This window comes from Lactobacillus sp. ESL0677, assembly GCF_029392875.1.
Lineage (GTDB): Bacteria > Bacillota > Bacilli > Lactobacillales > Lactobacillaceae > Lactobacillus.
In genome coordinates, this window is sequence record NZ_CP113946.1 from 580,690 (window position 1) to 600,571 (window position 19,882).

General features: G+C 41.4%; 16 protein-coding genes. 15 read left to right on the top strand and 1 reads right to left on the bottom strand.

The window, feature by feature from the left end:
- Positions 1-2 precede the first annotated feature (2 nt).
- The gene (locus OZX76_RS03015; protein WP_277180813.1) at positions 3-1,163 is read left to right on the top strand and encodes an MraY family glycosyltransferase; all 1,161 of its coding nucleotides are present in this window, start codon (positions 3-5) and stop codon (positions 1,161-1,163) included.
- Positions 1,164-1,269: 106 nt separating this feature from the next.
- Here the strand turns inward: OZX76_RS03015 and OZX76_RS03020 are convergent, their stop codons facing one another.
- Entirely contained in the window at positions 1,270-1,929 is a 660-nt protein-coding gene (locus OZX76_RS03020; protein ID WP_277180815.1) for a YigZ family protein, read from the bottom strand.
- A gap of 45 nt (positions 1,930-1,974) precedes the next feature.
- On the opposite strand from OZX76_RS03020, the gene OZX76_RS03025 reads away from it, so the two are divergent.
- The 14 genes from OZX76_RS03025 to OZX76_RS03090 all read left to right on the top strand — a co-directional run bounded on the left by OZX76_RS03025 (position 1,975) and on the right by OZX76_RS03090 (position 19,833).
- Positions 1,975-3,258 carry a DEAD/DEAH box helicase family protein gene (locus OZX76_RS03025; protein ID WP_277180816.1) on the top strand — a complete coding sequence of 428 codons (1,284 nt, stop codon included), beginning with the start codon at positions 1,975-1,977 and terminating at the stop codon, positions 3,256-3,258.
- Positions 3,255-3,941: a phosphoribosyltransferase family protein gene (locus OZX76_RS03030; protein ID WP_277180818.1), complete on the top strand. Its 687-nt coding sequence runs from the start codon at positions 3,255-3,257 to the stop codon at positions 3,939-3,941. Before OZX76_RS03025 ends, OZX76_RS03030 begins: the two co-directional genes overlap by 4 nt.
- Positions 3,942-4,025: 84 nt before the next feature.
- A complete protein-coding gene (gene raiA / locus OZX76_RS03035) occupies positions 4,026-4,574 on the top strand; it encodes a ribosome-associated translation inhibitor RaiA (RefSeq protein WP_277180820.1) in 549 nt (182 codons plus the stop codon).
- A 131-nt stretch (positions 4,575-4,705) separates the two neighbouring features.
- A complete protein-coding gene (gene secA / locus OZX76_RS03040; RefSeq protein ID WP_277180822.1) occupies positions 4,706-7,105 on the top strand; it encodes a preprotein translocase subunit SecA in 2,400 nt (799 codons plus the stop codon).
- A 69-nt stretch (positions 7,106-7,174) separates the two neighbouring features.
- Positions 7,175-8,291, top strand: a protein-coding gene (gene prfB / locus OZX76_RS03045; protein ID WP_277180824.1) for a peptide chain release factor 2 whose coding sequence is annotated in 2 segments (ribosomal slippage) — positions 7,175-7,246 and positions 7,248-8,291 — 1,116 coding nt in all. Because the reading frame shifts where the segments join, the coding sequence is not laid out codon by codon here.
- An 8-nt stretch (positions 8,292-8,299) separates the two neighbouring features.
- Positions 8,300-8,569, top strand: a complete 270-nt coding sequence (locus OZX76_RS03050) for a hypothetical protein (protein ID WP_277180826.1) — start codon at positions 8,300-8,302, stop codon at positions 8,567-8,569.
- A 17-nt stretch (positions 8,570-8,586) separates the two neighbouring features.
- Positions 8,587-9,549, top strand: coding sequence for an HPr(Ser) kinase/phosphatase (hprK, locus tag OZX76_RS03055; RefSeq protein WP_277180828.1), 963 nt, complete (start codon positions 8,587-8,589; stop codon positions 9,547-9,549).
- Complete coding sequence (lgt, locus tag OZX76_RS03060) at positions 9,546-10,382, top strand: prolipoprotein diacylglyceryl transferase (RefSeq protein WP_277180830.1); 837 nt, start codon at positions 9,546-9,548, stop codon at positions 10,380-10,382. Before hprK ends, lgt begins: the two co-directional genes overlap by 4 nt.
- A 32-nt stretch (positions 10,383-10,414) precedes the next feature.
- Complete coding sequence (locus OZX76_RS03065) at positions 10,415-11,434, top strand: NAD(P)H-dependent glycerol-3-phosphate dehydrogenase (RefSeq protein ID WP_277180832.1); 1,020 nt, start codon at positions 10,415-10,417, stop codon at positions 11,432-11,434.
- 57 nt (positions 11,435-11,491) lie between these two features.
- Entirely contained in the window at positions 11,492-12,418 is a 927-nt protein-coding gene (gene trxB / locus OZX76_RS03070; RefSeq protein ID WP_277180834.1) for a thioredoxin-disulfide reductase, read from the top strand.
- Between the two features lie 112 nt (positions 12,419-12,530).
- Positions 12,531-14,255 (top strand): phospho-sugar mutase, encoded by a 1,725-nt coding sequence (locus OZX76_RS03075; protein ID WP_277180836.1) that lies wholly within the window; start codon positions 12,531-12,533, stop codon positions 14,253-14,255.
- A 96-nt stretch (positions 14,256-14,351) separates the two neighbouring features.
- Positions 14,352-16,394, top strand: a complete 2,043-nt coding sequence (gene uvrB, locus OZX76_RS03080; RefSeq protein ID WP_277180837.1) for an excinuclease ABC subunit UvrB — start codon at positions 14,352-14,354, stop codon at positions 16,392-16,394.
- Positions 16,384-19,239: an excinuclease ABC subunit UvrA gene (uvrA, locus tag OZX76_RS03085; protein ID WP_277180839.1), complete on the top strand. Its 2,856-nt coding sequence runs from the start codon at positions 16,384-16,386 to the stop codon at positions 19,237-19,239. Before uvrB ends, uvrA begins: the two co-directional genes overlap by 11 nt.
- A 51-nt stretch (positions 19,240-19,290) precedes the next feature.
- Positions 19,291-19,833 carry a DUF308 domain-containing protein gene (locus tag OZX76_RS03090; RefSeq protein ID WP_277180842.1) on the top strand — a complete coding sequence of 181 codons (543 nt, stop codon included), beginning with the start codon at positions 19,291-19,293 and terminating at the stop codon, positions 19,831-19,833.
- Positions 19,834-19,882 lie beyond the last annotated feature (49 nt).

Genomic DNA, 19,882 nt, shown 5'->3' on the forward strand with positions numbered 1-19,882 from the left:
TTATGTTTAAAATTATCGTTGAATTATTCTTTTTAGTGATCATTCAGGCGGCTATTACCCCTTTTATTAGACGGTTGGCCTTTGTTTTGGGGGCAGTTGATAACCCCAATGCTAGACGTGTCAATAAAACACCGATGCCAACTTTAGGTGGGCTAGGTATTTTTGTGACTTTTAATATTGGCGTTTTTGTGCTGTTGCGGGAACAATTTCCAACGCATGAAACGTTCAGTATTTTGCTTGCATCAAGTGTCGTTGTGTTGACGGGGATGATTGATGATATTTTGGAGTTGCGGCCCCGACAAAAAATGTTTGGGATTTTCGTTGGTGCGTTAGTAATTTATTTCTTGGGCGGGATTAAGATGAACGTCCTCAATGTGCCGTTTATTAATAAGCAAATTAATTTAGGTTGGTGGAGCCTGCCAATTACTATTTTTTGGATTTTGGCTTTGACTAATGCTGTTAATTTAATTGATGGTTTAGACGGACTGGCCGATGGCGTATCAATGATTTCCCTGTTTACAATGGGAATCGTTGGTTACTTTTTCTTGCATACGCGGCAATTGTATATTCCGATTGCGTGTTTTATGCTTGCGGCATGTTTACTTGGCTTTTTACCTTATAATTTTCATCCAGCAAAGATGTTTTTAGGCGATACTGGCGCGCTGTATATCGGCTTTATGATTGCCGTTTTTTCACTTAAGGGATTGAAAAACGTTACGTTCATTTCATTGCTGGTACCAATAATTATTTTGGGCGTGCCAATTACCGATACAATTTATGCGATGATTCGGCGTAAGTTAAACAAACGCCCAGTTTCGCAGGCTGATAAGCATCATTTGCATCATCAGCTAATGCGAATGGGGCTAACCCACCGGCAAACTGTATTGACGATTTATGCGCTGTCGCTAATTTTTTCCTTTATTTCATTGCTCTTTTTGTTGTCGCCAACTTGGGGAACGTGGCTACTAATTATTGGTCTTTTGCTTGCTTTAGAGCTATTTGTGGAATCAATTGGCTTGTTAGGCGAAAAGTATAAGCCGCTTTTGCATTTAACGCAGAAGATAATTAGTGCGCGTAGTACTAAGGATCCGACTATCGAGGTTTGGCATTTAGGTCAGGATAAACCAGAACAGTTAAAGCATCACCATAATAATGAAGACTAGAATTAGTTTAATAGCATTAAATTGGGGTTGCTAAGAAATAATTGGCTAAAAATTATTACATTCAAAAAAAGACCCAGTAGGAATAACGCCTATTAGGTCTTTTTTTCTATTTTTCATGATAATTATGTGCAGTAACTGGCAACTCATTATAACGCTTTTCGCCGTTAATAAACGTGACTTTGCCGGCAAGTAAGTTGGTTAGCTCTTTTTCAAGGGTAGCTTGGTCGTCTTCGTCGATAAAGAGGTGAATAGCAATGTCAACACCATAATCAATTTTAGCAACATAGATCTCTTTTTGTTTTAAAAAATGGTCTATTTCATCAAAACGGTTATAGGCAACGTGGAAAATGATTTCTTGTTGCTGAACTCGTTTAACAACGCCAATTGCTTGCGCGCCCTCACTGACACTGTTGGAATAGGCTCTAATTAAACCGCCAGCACCAAGTTTGATGCCGCCAAAATAGCGGGTAACAACAACAGTTACATTTTTCAACTTCATTAGTTGCAATGCCTTTAATTCGGGGACACCAGCGGTTCCGGAAGGTTCGCCATTGTCGCTAGCCTTGACGTGATCGTCGTTGAAGCCAATCGTGTAAGCAAAGGTGTTGTGAGTGGCATCACGGTATTTTTTACTGATTGTCGCAATAAATTCTTCGGCCTCGGCTACAGAAGTTGTTCTTGCTAAACTGGCGATAAAACGGCTTTTTTTGATGATAATTTCATGGTCGCCGTTTGTTTTAATTGTTAAATAATTTTTGTTAGTCAAAAGATTTTGCCTTCTTTTTGCGTATTTATTAATGGAGGCAGTGAAATGGAAGATTTAATGAGCCTCGCAGGTCGCCAATGGATTGGCGGTCAAGAGGATTTTAGCACAAATAAAGCACTGACGAAAATTGCTGCGATTGTTGATGACCGGTGTAATCGTTGTGGTGCCAAAGTTAGCGCCCAACTGCCTAATGGTAAAAAATACTGCCGCGCATGCATAAATATTGGACGACTAGTCGAAGGCGATTATTTGGTGCGCAATCAGATGGTGGTTAATTTTCCACCTCTCAAAACTGGCGGGTTAACGTGGCAAGGTGAACTAACTGCTGCGCAGGCACAAATCTCACAGCAGCTCGTTGATAATTTTAACCAGCACCATAATGTCTTGGTTCACGCTGTAACGGGTGCGGGTAAAACAGAAATGTTGTTTGCCTTACTAGCGGAATGCTTTAAGTTGGGGCAGCGCGCTTGCATTGCTACGCCGCGAATTGATGTGGTAAACGAACTGTATCCTAGGCTGCAAGCGGCATTTGGCCAAATTACAATCGGGATGTATCATGGTCGCAAATACCAAGAGCCGCAGCTAGACCAGTTGACGATTTGCACAACGCACCAATTATTAAAATTTTATCAAGCCTTTGATTTATTAGTGATCGACGAAGTTGACTCGTTTCCTTATGCCAATAATGCCCAGCTTCATTTTGGTGCGCAAAATGCGGTTAAGGGAAATGGGGTTCGCGTTTATTTAACCGCAACACCAACCGCCGATTTACTAGCTCAAGTCAAGGCTGGACAACTGCAAATTTTAAAGTTAAAGCGGCGCTTTCACGGGGGCAAACTTCCAATTCCCAAGGAAAAGCTGTTTTTGCGGCCGTTTTTAAATCGCGGCAAGATTCATCCTAAATTGATGGCTGAAATTTTGAAAGTAATTGCGGCAGATCATCCGTTGCTGTTATTTGTGCCGCGAATTGAGCAAATACCGCTGTATTTAGCAGCACTTAAACAAGAGGCGGAATTAGCAGATGTAGCAATGGCTGGCGTGCATGCTGGCGATAAAAAGCGTCTAGAAAAGGTGCAGCAATTTCGTCAACAGCAGCTGCAGATTTTAATAACCACGACGATTTTAGAGCGCGGCGTAACGTTTAATCATGTTTGGGTAATTGTCATTGCCGCCGATGACCGCATTTACCAGGCGGCCAGCCTTGTCCAAATTGCCGGGCGAGTTGGTCGAGCAAAAGATGACAATAATGGGTTGGTCTTATTTTGCTATCACAAATATACAGCAAGTTTACGCAGCGCAATGAAGCAGATTAGGGCGATGAACCGATGAATAATTGTCTATTGTGCGGGCAGCAATTTGTGCCTGCTGTTTCGTTGTTACAAGTTTTTTCATGGAAAAAAGTACGCATGCAGCGCATTTGTACTAATTGCTTGGCTAAATTTCAGCGATTAAAATCCTCCAGGTGTTCCACCTGTGCTAGTGAATTATCACAAAATGGTGTGTGCTCAGATTGTCAAACTTGGCAGCATATTTATGGTCCTAAATTATTGCAGCACCATGCTATTTTTCGTTATAACGATGCTTTTCACGACTTGATGGTTAATTATAAGCGCTATGGTGATTATGTCTTAAGAGCAGTGCTTCAGGAATTGTGTTATCAAGAGCTGCAATTAATTACGGCAGACTATTATGTTCCTGTGCCAACTTCGCCCGCTCACTTTAATAAGCGGCAGTTTGACACAATTAGTGCAATTTATGGTGATTTAGTTCCGCTAACGGAGATTTTAGTTAAAAAAAGTGATTCTGGTGCTCAAGGAGAAAAGAATCGGCGCGAGCGCTTAATTACCCCGCAAAGTTTTGGTGTAAAAAATAAAATACATAATCTTAATCAAAAAAAGATATTACTTGTGGATGATATTTATACTACCGGACGAACGCTGTATCATGCGCGGGATGCGCTAGTAGCCGAATTTCCAACAGCCAAGGTTGAAAGTTTTTCAATTTGCAGGTAAGTTATCTCTTGTTTAGCGCTTTCAAGTTTTGTTATAATATAAATAACGAAAAGCTGCTAGGCAGCTCGAAAGGAGAATCTCATTATGTTAAAGTATAATGTTCGTGGTGAAAATATTGAGGTAACTGATGCGTTAAGAAGTTACGTGGAGAAGCGGCTAAAGAAGTTAGAAAAATATTTTGAATTAAATCAAGATATGATTGCTCACGTTAATTTGAAGGTTTATCGCGACCATACAGCTAAAGTTGAAGTTACTATTCCACTGCCATACTTAGTATTGAGAGCTGAGGATACAACAGATGATATGTATCGCAGCATTGACTTTGTTTCTGAAAAATTGGAACGGCAAATTAGAAAATATAAGACACGGGTAAACCGTAAGAGTCGTGAAAAAGGAATTAACGATTTCTTTGTAGAAACTCCAGAAGAAGAAAAGAGAGAGAAGCCAATCAGCGAATTTGATATTGTCCGCAATAAGCAAATTGGCTTGAAACCAATGAGTCCTGAAGAAGCAATTTTACAAATGAATATGTTGGAACATGATTTCTTTGTCTTTCAGGATGCAGAAACTAACGGCACAAGTGTTGTTTATCGCAGAAATGATGGTCGTTACGGTTTAATTGAAACTAAATAAAAATAACATTTTATTAGTTAAGGCCCCACATTTAATGTGAGGTCTTTGTTTTGTTTATTTTTCATTTTGCGTTAATCATGGTAAAATTATCTTGTGTTTTTATACTTAAGTACAATTTAAGGATCGATTTAATGGTAAACATTTTAAAGAAACTCTATAACAACGATAAACGAGAACTTAAAAAGTTCGAAAATATAGCAAGTCAGGTTGAAAGTCATGCTGACGAGTACAGTAAATTTTCTGATGAGCAACTAAAGGCTAAGACGCCAGAATTTCAGGAGAGATTGAAGAAGGGTGAGAATCTAGATGCAATTTTACCTGAAGCTTTTGCGGTTGCCAGAGAAGGTGCTAAGAGAGTCTTAGGGTTATATCCATTCCACGTTCAAATTTTGGGTGGAATTGCCTTGCACTTTGGGAATATTGCCGAAATGATGACTGGTGAAGGTAAAACTTTAACAGCCACCATGCCGGTTTATTTGAATGCATTGACTGGTAAAGGTGTTCACGTAGTTACGGTTAACGAATACTTGTCAAGTCGTGACGAAGAAGAAATGGGCCAACTATATAAGTGGTTAGGTCTGACAGTGGGCTTAAATTTGAACTCAATGGCGCCAGATGAAAAGCGGGCTGCATATAGTTGCGACGTTACTTATTCAACTAACTCGGAACTTGGTTTTGATTACTTGCGTGACAACATGGTTGTCTACAAGGAGCAGATGGTTCAAAGACCGCTTAATTATGCAATCATTGATGAGGTCGACTCAATTTTAATTGATGAAGCCAGAACGCCACTGATTATTTCTGGTGAAGCTGAACAGGCTAATGGTGATTATATTCGCGCCGACAGATTTGTTAAGACTCTTCAAGAGGATAAAAGTGATGATGATGCGGATGATGACAAGGACTACGGCGATTACAAGATTGATTGGCCGACCAAAACGATTTCATTCACGCGGACAGGGATTGAAAAGGCCTGTGAACATTTTGGCTTAAAGAACTTGTATGATGTCGAAAACCAAAAATTGGTTCACCACTTGGATCAAGCACTGAGAGCTAACTATATTATGCTTAAGGACATTGACTACGTTGTCCAAGATGGCGAAGTTTTGATTGTCGATTCATTTACCGGCCGGGTAATGCAAGGTCGGCGGTATTCTGACGGCTTGCACCAAGCGATTGAGGCTAAGGAAGGCGTTAAAATTCAAGAAGAATCCAAGACGCAAGCAACTATCACTTACCAAAACTTCTTCAGAATGTATAAAAAGCTTGCCGGGATGACTGGTACTGCTAAGACAGAAGAAGAAGAATTTCGTGAAATCTATAACATGCAGGTAATCACGATCCCAACTAACCGGCCAATTGCCAGAGTTGATAATTCAGATATTTTATATCCGACTTTGGAATCAAAATTTAATGCGGTTGTTGCTGATATTAAGGATCGTCATGAAAAAGGTCAACCTGTCTTGGTTGGTACGGTAGCTGTTGAAAGTTCAGAACGTTTGAGTAAATTACTTGATCGTGCTGGCATTCCGCACGCAGTTTTGAATGCGAAAAATCACGCTAAAGAAGCTCAAATTATCATGAATGCTGGTCAACGTGGTGCTGTAACAATTGCGACGAACATGGCTGGTCGTGGTACTGATATTAAGTTGGGGCCTGGTGTTACAGAACTAGGCGGTTTAGCTGTTATCGGAACCGAACGGCATGAATCACGTAGAATTGATAACCAGCTTCGTGGTCGTTCTGGTCGTCAGGGTGACCCTGGTGAAACCAGATTTTACTTATCACTTGAAGATGATTTGATGAAGCGTTTTGGCGGCGACCGAGTTAAGGACTTTTTGGACCGCTTGTCAGATAATGATGATGACAAGGTAATTGAAAGTCGGTTGATTACTCGTCAAGTTGAATCTGCGCAAAAGCGGGTTGAAGGTAACAACTACGATACGCGTAAGCAAACCTTGCAATACGATGATGTTATGCGGATTCAACGTGAAATTATTTACGGTGAACGGATGCAAGTCATTGGTGAAGAAGACTCCCTGAAAGATGTTTTAGTACCAATGATTAAGCGCACAATTAATAGCCAAGTTGATATGTTCACACAAGGTGACCGCAAGAAGTGGCGCTTGGATTCTTTACGTGACTTTATCGTTTCCAGCATTACAAATGAAGAAACTGCTGATAGTTTTGACTTTAAGACAATTACAGTGCCGGAACTGAAGCAAAAACTATACGATATTGTTGAAGCTAACTTTGAAGAAAAAGAACGTGCTTTAGCTGATCCGTCTGAAATGCTTGAATTTGAAAAGGTTGTTATTTTGCGCGTTGTTGATGATCGCTGGACCGACCATATTGATGCGATGGATCAATTGCGTCAATCAATTAGTCTGCGTGGTTATGGTCAACTTAACCCTTTGGTTGAATACCAGGATTCAGGTTACAACATGTTTGAAGAAATGATTTCAAATATTGAGTTTGATGTAACTCGGTTATTTATGAAAGCTGAAATCAGACAAAATCTTAGCCGTTAATATAAGGTTTGAGGGAAAGCAAGGGTGCTTTCTCTTTTTTGCTGATAAATAAAAGAAAAGGACTAGACAATGGAAATTAGCGAAATTCAAAGTGCGCTAGACGAATTAAAAAAGCGACTAGATCACTTTAGGGGGTCTCTTTGACCTTGAATCAATTGATGAGAGTATTGCCGTAAATGAAGGCAAGATGCAGGAACCGAATTTTTGGGATAGTCAGGAAAAGGCCCAACAATTAATTGCTGATAATAATTTACTCAAAGAAAAGCGCGACTCGTTTATTCACTTGCAGGAAAATTATCAAAATGAAGTAACCGCATTGGAATTGCTGCGGCTTGAGCCAGATCATGACTTGCAAGAAGAGGTTGAAATTGACTTAATTAAATTGCAAGATGAATTTCATGATTATGAAATGGATCTGCTTTTATCAGGGAAATATGATAATCACAATGCTTTGTTAGAAATTCATCCCGGTGCAGGTGGCACGGAAGCAATGGACTGGGCTTCGATGCTGTTGCGGATGTATCAGCGATATGCTGATGCACGTGATTTTAAATTTGAAATCAATAATTATGAACCTGGTGAAGAAGCTGGGGTTAAGAGTGTTAGTGTTCGCGTTACTGGGAAGAATGCGTATGGGCTATTAAAGTCTGAAAATGGTGTTCACCGGTTGGTGCGGATTTCACCGTTCGACTCTGCTAAACGGCGTCATACTTCGTTTGCCTCGGTGGAAGTTATTCCTGAGATTGATGACAGCATTAAAATCGACATTAATCCCAAAGATTTGCGTATCGATGTTTACCGCTCAAGTGGAGCAGGTGGGCAGCATATCAATAAGACATCTAGTGCTGTTCGAATTACTCACTTGCCGACAGGTTTTGTGACGACTTCCCAAGCTCAACGTTCGCAACTGCAAAACCGGGAAACAGCGATGAATGAATTACGGGCTAAGCTGTTCCATTTGGAAGAAGAAAAGAAGCGTCAGCATAAGCAAGAACTCAAAGGCGACCAGAAAGAAATTGGCTGGGGCTCGCAAATTCGGTCCTATGTTTTTCATCCTTATAATTTAGTTAAAGATTTGCGCACTGGCTATGAAACGGCCGATACAAGTGGTGTAATGGATGGAAAGCTGCAGCCGTTTGTGTATGCGTATTTGCAATGGCTGCTTAGTCAAGATAATCCAGAATAGGTGAAAAAATGAGTTTTTGGGGAATAGTAGGCTTAGTGTTAGGCGCGGCAGTCATTTTGATTCTGCTATTTGCGTTCTTCCATATTTTATTTATGTTGCTGCCAGCAATTATTATTATTGCGGTGATTATTTGGTTGATTAATCATTTTACTAAGAATGATGATTATGAAAATAGGCCAAGTAGTAGTAATGGTAATTGGACCAATTGGCAAGGCAATAGTGTCAAGCCTAAACGGAAAAAAGCACGTAATGTTAAGACCAAGGATGTTGATAAGTAACTAAAGAGGCAGTTAAAATGGTAAATGCTGTTAAATTAGAGAAGTTAATTCGCGATAACAAGATTATTCATGTTGCACACGGTAAGCAGTATGTCGCAAAGACAGAGATTGTGGTGTCGGATATTTACCGGCCGGGATTAGAGTTGACGGGGTACTTTGACTTTTACCCTAAGCAACGCATTCAGCTGCTAGGCCGAACGGAAATTTCTTATGCTGCAAGGCTGGATCATGAAAGTCTAGTGCATGTTTTTACTAAAATGTGTACACCGCAAACGCCATGCTTCTTTATTTCACGCTCGTTGCGGGTTCCGTCTGAACTTGTGGAAGCTGCAGATAATGCACAAATTCCGATCTTAACCTCGTCAGAGTCGACTACCTATGTTTCAAGCATTTTAACGGAATATTTGCGTGAACGACTCGCAGTACGTGATACAATTCATGGTGTTTTGGTTGAAGTCAAAGGCCTAGGTGTTTTACTGACCGGTGATTCCGGCGTTGGTAAGTCGGAAACCGCGTTAGGCTTAATTCATCGCGGTCACCGGCTAATTGCTGATGACCGGGTTGATGTATACCAAAAAGACGTTGAAACTGTTATGGGCGAAGCGCCGAAAATTTTGAAGCATTTGATGGAAATTCGCGGGATTGGCATTATTGACGTGATGGACTTGTTTGGTGTCGGTGCGGTAAAGCGCCGGTCCAGTATCAAATTAGTAATTAAACTGGTTAATTGGGACAACAACGCCAATTATGATCGCCTTGGCTTTGAAGAAAGTACACGCGATATTTGTAACGTAGAAATTCCGCAAATTACTATTCCCGTCAAAGTTGGTCGGAATATGGAGGACATTATTGAAATTGCCACCATGAATTTTCGGGCCAAAAGGTGGGGCTATGATGCGACGCGAACTTTTGATAATAATTTAACAGCTCTAATTGCCGAAAATTCCCAAAAGAATACGTCAGGAGATAAAAGTAAATGACATTAGCGATTAATCCAGTTGCCCTTGAATTGGGCGGGATTAGTATTAAGTGGTACGGCGTTATTATGGCTGTTGCAATCGTTATTGCAGCGTCAATGGCAATTATTGAAGGCAGACGTCGGCAGATTGCCAGTGATGATTTTATTGATCTATTGCTGTGGGGTGTGCCGCTTGGTTATGTTGGTGCCCGCATTTATTACGTAGTTTTTGAATGGGGTTATTACTCGCAGCACCCAGATCAGATTATTGCCATTTGGAATGGCGGTATCGCTATTTATGGCGGTTTAATTGCTGGGGCAATTGTCCTGTTGATTTTTTGCCATAAGAGAGACTTACCACCATTTTTAATGCTTGATGTGATTGCGCCGGGCGTACTTGCCGCGCAAATTTTGGGTCGTTGGGGCAACTTTATGAACCAAGAAGCTCACGGTGGCCCGACAACCTTGCATTTCTTACAGAGTCTACATTTGCCGCAATTCATTATTGCGCAGATGAAAATTAACGGTGTTTATTACCAGCCGACTTTTTTGTATGAATCATTTTTCAACTTGGTTGGTTTGGTAATCCTTCTAAGTTTGCGCCACCGCACACACTTGTTTAAGCAGGGTGAAGTTTTTATGTTTTATCTTGGTTGGTATGCAATTGTCCGCTTTTTTGTTGAGGGACTTAGAACTGACAGCTTATATTTAGTTGGCAATATTCGCGTTTCGCAATTATTAAGTTTGGTATTGTTTTTAATTGTGATTGCACTATTTATTTACCGCCGGGTAAAAGTAAAACCCAAGTGGTACCTCGAAGGCAGTGGCCTCAAGTATCCGTATACCAGAGATTAAAAAGTATTGATTAAAGAAAGTTAGGAATAAAAATGACAAAAATTGCAGTTTTGGGAGCAGGTTCATGGGGAACCGTTTTGGGCTCAATGCTTGCTGATAAGGGAAACGAAGTTGTCTTGTTTGGCAATAACGAACAGGTTAACCAAGAAATCAATGAGCAACATACTAACTTGCATTATATGAAAGACTGGCACGTTAATGAAACGGCCACAGCAACTGGTAATCTTGAAGAAGCCTTAACTGGAGCCGAAGTTGTTTTGTTTGTTTTGCCAACCAGCGCAATTCGCAGCGTTGCTAAAAATGTGCACCAAGTTTTAGCAGCAACTGGCAACAAGCCGTTATTAGTTACTGCAACTAAGGGAATCGAACCAGGAACGAAGAAATTAATTTCTGAGATTCTAACTGAAGAAGTTTATCCAGACGATACTGATAAGATTGTTGCTATTTCTGGTCCTAGTCATGCCGAAAGCGTTGCTCAGAAGGATTTAACAGCTATTTCTTGTGCTTCAACTAGTATGGAAAATGCTAAAAAAATTCAAGAGCTGATGTCCAATGACTATGTGCGCTTTTACACCAATGATGATTTAATCGGTGTTGAAGTTGCCGGTGCCGTTAAAAATGTTATCGCCATTGCTGCGGGAATTTTAGTTGGTAAGCATTATGGTGATGATGCCAAAGCTGCCTTAATGACAAGGGGATTAGCTGAAATTACACGCCTGGGGGTTAATTACTTTGGTGCCAAACCTTTAACTTTTAGTGGCTTAGCTGGTATTGGTGATTTGATTGTTACCTGTACCTCTGTCAATTCTCGTAATTGGCGCTGCGGTAAGCAAATTGGTGAAGGCAAGAGTCTGGATTACATTCTTGAAAATATGGGACAAGTAGTTGAAGGTGCAACAACTGTTAAGGCTGTCCACGAATTATGTGCGGAAAAGCAAATTGACATGCCGATTAGTGAAGCCATTTACCGTGTTTTATATGAAAATACTAATGTCGATGATGAAATTGCTAAGATGATGGGTCGTAGTCCAAAACAGGAAATTAGACTCTAAGCGGTTACTGATGTATAATTTACTTACTAAAAATAAGAAACTACTTGAGGTGAAAACATGGCAAAGAGTTATGATGTAATTATTATTGGTGCTGGCCCCGGCGGAATGACCGCCGCGCTTTATGCTTCGCGTGCTAATTTGTCAGTGTTAATGCTTGACCGAGGACTTTATGGCGGTCAAATGAACAACACTGATGCAATTGATAATTACCCTGGTTTCAGTGACATTAAAGGTCCTGAATTAGGCGAAAAAATGTACAATTCAATCATGCGTTTTGGTACTGAATTCGAATATGGTGATGTGCAGTCGGTTGAACTTGATGGTAATACCAAAATTGTTAAAACCGATGCTGGCGAATACACTACTCAGGCCCTAATTATTGCAACTGGTGCTGATCACCGCCACTTAGGTGTCCCAGGTGAAGAAAAATATTCGGGTAAAGGTGTTTCTTATTGTGCCGTTTGTGATGCCGCATTCTTTAGGGATGAAGATATTGCAGTCATTGGTGGGGGCGACTCCGCAATCGAGGAAGGCATCTATCTTGCTCAATCTGCAAAATCAGTTACAGTCATTCACCGCCGCGATCAATTGCGTGCACAGGCTACTTTACAAAAACGTGCCTTTGCTAATGACAAGATGCACTTCATTTGGAATGCGAATACCGAGTCAATTGTTGGCGATGGTCAGAAGGTTACTGGCGTTACCTATCAAGACAAGGAAACTGGCGAAGAAAAGCAGTTAGCCACTCGTGGGGTCTTCATTTACGTGGGAATGCTGCCGCAAACTACACCATTTAAGGACTTGGGCGTTTTGGATGATAAAGGCTGGATTCCAACTGACGAACACATGCAGACTAAGGTGCCTGGTGTGTTTGCTTTGGGAGATGTGCGTGCCAAGGACCTGCGCCAGATTGCTAATGCAGTTGGTGAAGGTAGTGTTGCCGGACAAGAAGCCTATAACTATTTACAAAATTTAAATGATTAATCTTAAGAATTCATCGGAAGATGAATTCTTTTTATTTACTGCTAACGATAAATGCTAAAATAGACTAGATGAAACCGAATTTATTGTGTGAAAATTGAGGTAGATGACGGTAATGAATGCAAAAGAAATTTTTGAAAATTGGCAACAAGTCCAAAATATGCCGGATTATTTAAAGGAGCAGCTGACAACCTTGGGTCAAGATGCTAAGTGGGTTGAAGATGCTTTTGGTCAAGAAATTAATTTTGGGACCGCGGGGATGCGTGGTAGATTAGAGCCGGGGACAAACCGGATAAATCTGTTCACAATTGAGCGGGTTACTGAAGGCTTGGCCCGATTAATTGATGAAAATGGTGCTGATGCACAAAAGCGTGGTGTCGTTATTTCATTTGACTCGCGTTATCATTCACGGGAGTTTGCTGAAATTGCTGCTCGCGTGCTAGGGGCACATGGCATACACGTTTATTTGTTTGATGATTTGCGACCAACGCCAGAACTTTCTTTTGCAGTGCGATACCTGCATACTTTTGCTGGGATTAACATCACGGCTTCTCACAATGCCAAACAATATAATGGTTATAAGGTTTATGGTGCTGATGGTGCCCAGATGGGACCAGAAAATGCTGCTCGCGTCTTTGCGCATGCACAACAGGTCCAAAACATGTTTACTATTAAGGCGGCACCAGTAACGCAGTTGCGGGCTCAAGGACTATTGCAATTAATCGGTGAAGACCTTGATGAAGCATATTTGGCAGAGTTAAAAACAGTCAACGTTAACTCACAAATAATTAAAGAAAATGCTGATAAGTTAACGATTATTTATTCGCCGCTGCACGGTACGGGAAAGATGATTTACGACCGGGCGTTTCGACAGGGCGGCTTTACTAACGTTATCCCTGTTTCTAGTCAGTCAATTATTGACCCGGAATTTCCAACTACTAAAAAGCCTAATCCTGAATATCGGGATGTCTTTGATCCCGGCGTGGCTTTAGCCAATGAAAAAAATGCGGATTTGATTATTGCGACCGATCCGGATGCTGACCGAATGGGTGCATGTGTTCGAACCGAAAATGGTGATTTTCAAGTTTTGACGGGTAATCAAATTGCCACCTTGATGGCATATTATTTGTTAACTAATTTGAAAGATAGCGGTCAATTAACTGGTGATTATGAATTGATTGCCTCAATTGTTTCTAGTCAAATGCCATTAAAGATTGCCCAAAGCTTTGGCATTAAGACCAAATCGGTTTTAACTGGATTTAAATTTATCGGCGAAGAAGTTGACCGAATGAATAAGGAGCGTGACGGCAAGTTCTTAATGGGCTTTGAGGAAAGTTATGGTTACTTGTTTAAGCCGTTTGCTCGCGATAAGGATGCCATGCAGGGTGCGTTAATGTTTGCAGAAGTTGCGTCATACTATGCTTCGCGGGGCATGACCGTTTTAGATGGTTTGAAAGAAATCTGGCAAAAGTATGGTACTTCGTACGAAATTACACGGGCAATCGAAATGCCGGGAATCGGCGGGCAAAAGAAAATGGCGACGTTAATGAGTAAATTGCGCAGCGCCCATTTGACCCAAATTAATAGTGTATCAGTGGTTAAAATGCAGGACTTTTTACTGCAAGAAGAAACGGTTAACGGACAGACAAAACCGATGACGGACTTGCCAAAGTCAAATGTCTTGAAGTACTTCTTGGCTGATGAAACCTGGCTTGCTTTAAGACCGTCTGGTACAGAGCCGGTAATTAAGGCCTATGTTGGCGTCAACAAGTCAGATGTTGCAGCTGCCGAACAGGCTGCAGAAGATTATCAGGCAGCTTTGGCAGAGCTGTTAAAATAAGCTAAATAGCGTGCGAAAATATGTTCGCTGTAGTAAAATGAAATACATTAATAAAAGTTGGGCTTTTTGTCCAACTTTTTTACGAGGAGTCTTTTTATGATTAAGCGACAAGAAAAGCGTAAATTTGAACTTGTATCTAAATTTCAGCCTGCTGGCGACCAAGAGCAGGCGATTCAGCAGCTAACTCAGGGCTTTAAGAAGGGCGATAAGGAGCAAATTCTTGAAGGGGCAACTGGTACTGGTAAGACCTTCACGATGGCGAATATTATTGCTAATTTAAATAAGCCAACTTTAGTTATTTCTCACAATAAAACATTGGTGGGTCAATTGTACGGTGAGTTTAAAGAATTTTTCCCGCATAATGCTGTTGACTACTTCGTGTCTTACTATGATTATTACCAGCCTGAAGCCTATGTGCCACAGTCTGACACTTATATTGAAAAAGACTCGGCAATTAATGACGAGATTGACCAGCTGCGCCACCAGGCGACTAGCGATCTGATGGAACGTAACGATGTGATTGTTGTAGCCTCGGTTTCTTGTATCTACGGTTTAGGTGACCCGCATGAGTATGCCGCTAGTGTGATTACCGTGCATGAGGGCGAAGAATACGAGCGCAATACTCTGCTGCGTGATTTGGTAAATATTCAATATGACCGCAATGATATTGACTTTCAACGTGGGCGTTTTCGTGTGCGTGGTGATAGTGTGGAAGTTTTTCCAGCTGGTAATTCCAACCATGCATACCGGATTGAATTTTTCGGTGATGAAATTGACCGGATTGTGGAAGTTGATGCGTTAACCGGTGAAGTAATTGGCGAACGTGAAAGTATTTCATTGTTTCCCGCGACCCACTTTATGACTAACGATGAGCAGATGCGGCGCGCGCTTAAGTTAATTTCACAAGAAATGAAATTGCAGGTAAAAGAATTCGAGGGTGAAGGCAAATTACTGGAAGCCGAGCGGATTAAGCAACGCACGACCTATGACATGGAAATGATGAGTGAGGTTGGCTATACAAACGGAATTGAAAATTACTCGCGCCACATGGAAGGTCGTAAGGAAGGCGAACCACCGTATACGCTGCTTGACTTCTTTCCTGATGACTTTTTGATTTTGATTGACGAGTCGCACGCCACAATGCCAGAAATCCGGGCAATGTATAATGGCGACCGTAATCGAAAAAAGACCTTGATTGACTATGGTTTTCGTTTGCCATCAGCGCTTGATAACAGACCGTTAAAATTGCAGGAATTTGAAAAGCACGTTAACCAAATTTTGTATGTGTCGGCAACGCCGGGGGATTACGAATTAGCGCGCACACCGCATAAGGTTGAGCAGATTATCAGACCAACGGGATTGCTAGACCCTAAGATTGAGGTTCGACCGATTGAGGGGCAAATTGATGACTTGGTAGCGGAAATTAATAAGCGTATTGACCATCATGAGCGGGTTTTTGTGACAACATTAACCAAAAAGATGGCGGAGGACTTGACTGATTATCTCAAGGACTTGGGAATTAAGGTCCAATACCTGCATTCAGATGTTAAAACTTTGGAGCGAATGCAGATTTTGCGTGACTTACGACTAGGAAAATATGATGTATTAATTGGTATCAACTTGCTGCGCGAAGGAATTGACGTGCCCGAGGTTTCCTTGGTAGCAATTTTGGATGCGGACAAAGAAGGCTTTTTGCGGGCTTATCGACCGTTAGTTCAGACGATGGGTCGAGCTTCACGTAACCAAAATGGTGAGGTTATCATGTATGCCGATTCGATTACTGATTCCATGCGGGAAGCAATTGAGGCAACGCAAAGACGGCGGAAGCTGCAGATTGCTTTTAATGAAGAACATGGTATCACACCGACAACAATTGTGAAGCCGATTCGGGATGCCATTTCAGCAATCAAGACGGCGGATGATGTGCCTGACAGTGATAGCTTTGCGGATCTTAACTTTGATGAGTTGACTGCTAAACAGAAGAAGACAATGATTTCTGATTTGCGCAAGCAAATGCAAGATGCCGCTAAGAAGCTGGACTTTGAAGGGGCAGCAACCTTGCGGGATGCAATTATGGAATTAGAAAATTCGACGAGAAAACCGATTAAGAAAAAGGGAAAAACATTAAATGGTAAATGATAAAATCGTTATCCGTGGTGCGCGTGAGCACAATCTCAAGGATATTAATTTAACAATTCCAAAGGATAAACTAGTGGTCATCACTGGTTTGTCAGGTTCCGGTAAGAGTTCACTGGCCTTTGATACGCTTTATGCCGAAGGTCGCAGACGCTATGTGCAGTCACTATCTAGTTATGCCCGACAATTTTTGGGACAAATGGATAAGCCTGATGTCGACTCTATTGACGGTTTGAACCCAGCAATTTCAATTGACCAAAAAACGACGTCGCATAACCCGCGTTCAACAGTTGGAACGGTTACTGAAATCAACGATTATCTGCGGTTATTATGGGCGCGTGTTGGGCACCCAATCTGTCCTAACGATGGGACGTTAATTGAACGGCAATCAGCGCAACAGATGGTTGATCGCATTTTAAGCCTGCCCGAGCGAAGTAAAATTCAATTGTTCGCACCAGTTGTGCGGGCAAAGCGTGGCGAGCATAAGGAAGTCTTCAAGCGTGTTCAACGGGCTGGCTACGTGCGGGTCATTGTTGATGGTGAGATGCATGAAATTGGTGAAGACTTCAATTTAGCCAAGAATAAGCGGCATACGATTGACATTGTGGTTGACAGGTTAATTGTTAAAGAAGGAATTCGTTCGCGATTATTTGATTCTGTTGAGGCGGCTCTGCGTCTGTCTGATGGCTACATGAACGTTGACGTCATTGGGAATACTATGTTGAACTTTTCGGAATATTATGCTTGTCCTAAGTGTGGTTTTACGGTTGGCGAAATGGAGCCGCGGCTCTTCTCTTTTAATGCGCCGTTTGGAGCTTGTCCTGATTGTGATGGCCTCGGGGTCAAGCTGTCAGTTGACAAGGATTTGGTGGTTCCTGATAAAAGTAAGACTTTGGCTGAAGGCGCAATTGCACCGTGGAAAAATTCTAAATATTACGGTGAAATGCTGGCTCAAGCCTGCGATGCATTAAAAATCCCGCTGAATAAGCCATTTTCAAAATTAACTAAAAAACAGCAAGAGACAATTTTACACGGCTCAACGAAAGAAATTAAGTTTCACGTTACCGGTGATTTTGGCGTTAACGATACCACGGCACCGTTTGAAGGCGCGATGGAAAATGTTGAAAGGCGTTATAAACATCCAATGTCGAAATTCATGCGTGATGTGATGGGCAAGTATATGACCGAACTTACTTGTTCAACCTGCCACGGTAAACGCCTTAATGAAAAAGCATTGGCTGTTAAAGTGATGGGCAAGGATATTGCCGAAGCTTCAGAACTCGCAATCAACAAGGCACTAGACTTCTTTAACGGGGTTAAGTTTGATGAGCAAGAAACAATTATTGCCAAGCCAATTTTGAAAGAAGTCCGTGATCGTCTGACCTTTTTAAACAGTGTGGGCTTAGATTACTTAACTTTATCGCGATCAGCCAATACTTTATCAGGTGGGGAAGCACAGCGAATCCGCTTGGCAACACAGATTGGCTCCAATTTATCGGGAGTTATGTATGTCCTTGATGAGCCATCGATTGGGTTGCACCAACGTGATAATGATCGCTTAATTACTGCTTTAAAACGAATGCGCGACTTAGGTAACTCTCTGATTGTGGTTGAGCATGATGATGAAACAATGCGCCAGGCCGATTATCTGATTGATATGGGACCTGGTGCTGGGACCTATGGCGGTGAAGTAATGGCTGCTGGGACACCGCAAGAAGTTGAAGAAAATCCTCAATCGCTGACCGGACAGTATTTAACTGGTAAAAAGTTTGTCCCTGTTCCTTTAAAACGGCGCAAGGGTAACGGTAATAAGATTACTATTACGGGTGCTGCCGAAAATAATCTGAAAAATATTAAGGTTGATTTTCCTTTAGGCAAATTTATCGTAGTCAGTGGTGTGTCAGGTTCTGGTAAATCCACGTTAATTAACATGATTTTAAAACGGGCACTGGCGCAAAAATTAAATCGCAATCAGACTAAGCCAGGTAAGTACAAGAGTATCAGTGGCTATAAGAATATTGAAAAAATCATTGATATTGACCAAAGCCCGATTGGTCGAACACCACGCAGTAATCCGGCAACCTATACCAGTGTTTTTGATGATATTCGGACGCTGTTTGCCCAAACTAATGAGGCCAAATTACGGGGCTACACCAAAGCACGTTTCTCGTTTAACGTCAAGGGTGGTCGGTGTGAAGCCTGTCATGGTGATGGAATTATCAAGATTGAAATGAACTTTTTGCCAGATGTTTATGTACCGTGTGAGGTTTGTCACGGTAGTCGTTATAATTCGGAAACTCTAGAAGTTACATACCGGAAGAAAAATATTGCTCAAGTGCTGGATATGACGATTAGCGAAGCCTGCGACTTCTTTAAGAATATTCCTAAGATTGCCCGCAAGTTACAGACAATTGTTGATGTGGGTCTAGGCTACGTTAAGTTAGGTCAATCGGCAACAACTTTGTCTGGTGGGGAAGCTCAACGGATGAAACTTGCGGCTGAATTGCAAAAGTTGTCGACGGGCAAGAACTTTTATATTCTTGATGAGCCGACAACTGGGCTCCACACGGATGATATTAAGCGGTTGCTTGAGGTTTTACAACGGCTAGTTGATGAGGGCAATACCGTTTTAATTATTGAGCACAACCTTGATGTCATTAAAAATGCTGACTGGCTAATCGATCTTGGCCCTGAAGGCGGCGAAGGCGGCGGTAATATTGTTGCTACAGGTACTCCTGAGCAAGTTGCGGAAGTAGAAAATAGTTATACTGGACAATACCTCAAGCCAGTGTTGGTGCGGGATACAAAGCTAACAAAATTAGCAGCAAAAAAAAGAAAAGTTAAATAGCATTTAATTATTTGTTCAGAAGTGTACAATAAAGCACAAGGAGGACTGAAAATGGATAATTTTTCTAGTTACAGAGAACATCGCGGCTTTGATTGGGCTGCATTTCTTGCAGGTATTTTAATGATTGTGGCGGGTTTGTTCCTGCTACGTCATCCGGGTAAGGCATTGCATGCCTTTGTTTTGTTGTTTGCTATTTTGTCGATTGTCCAAGGATTTGTGTGGCTTGCGTTTTATAGTCATTTTCACTATTATATTTCCCTGAGCTGGATGTCGATTGTATCTGGGGTGCTAGATATCTTAGTTGGTATTTTGTTTCTATATTCATACGATGCCGCTGGGTTAACGCTGGCATACTTGTTTGCAATTTGGTTTTTGTTTGATTCCATTTCCGGCATTATCGTTTCGTGGCATATGCGCAACCTCTCGCGCTTTTATTTCTGGTTTAGCCTGATTTTAAATATTTTTGGCTTGCTAATTGCAATTAGTCTAATGTTTAATCCGGCATTATCGGCATTGACCTTGATTTGGCTGATTTCATTCTGGCTATTAATTTTTGGGGTTAATGAAATTGTTGTGGCTTTTGCCCGCAGATAATTAATAATGATTAAAAAGAGTCCGTTAAGGACTTTTTTTATTGGTTAAA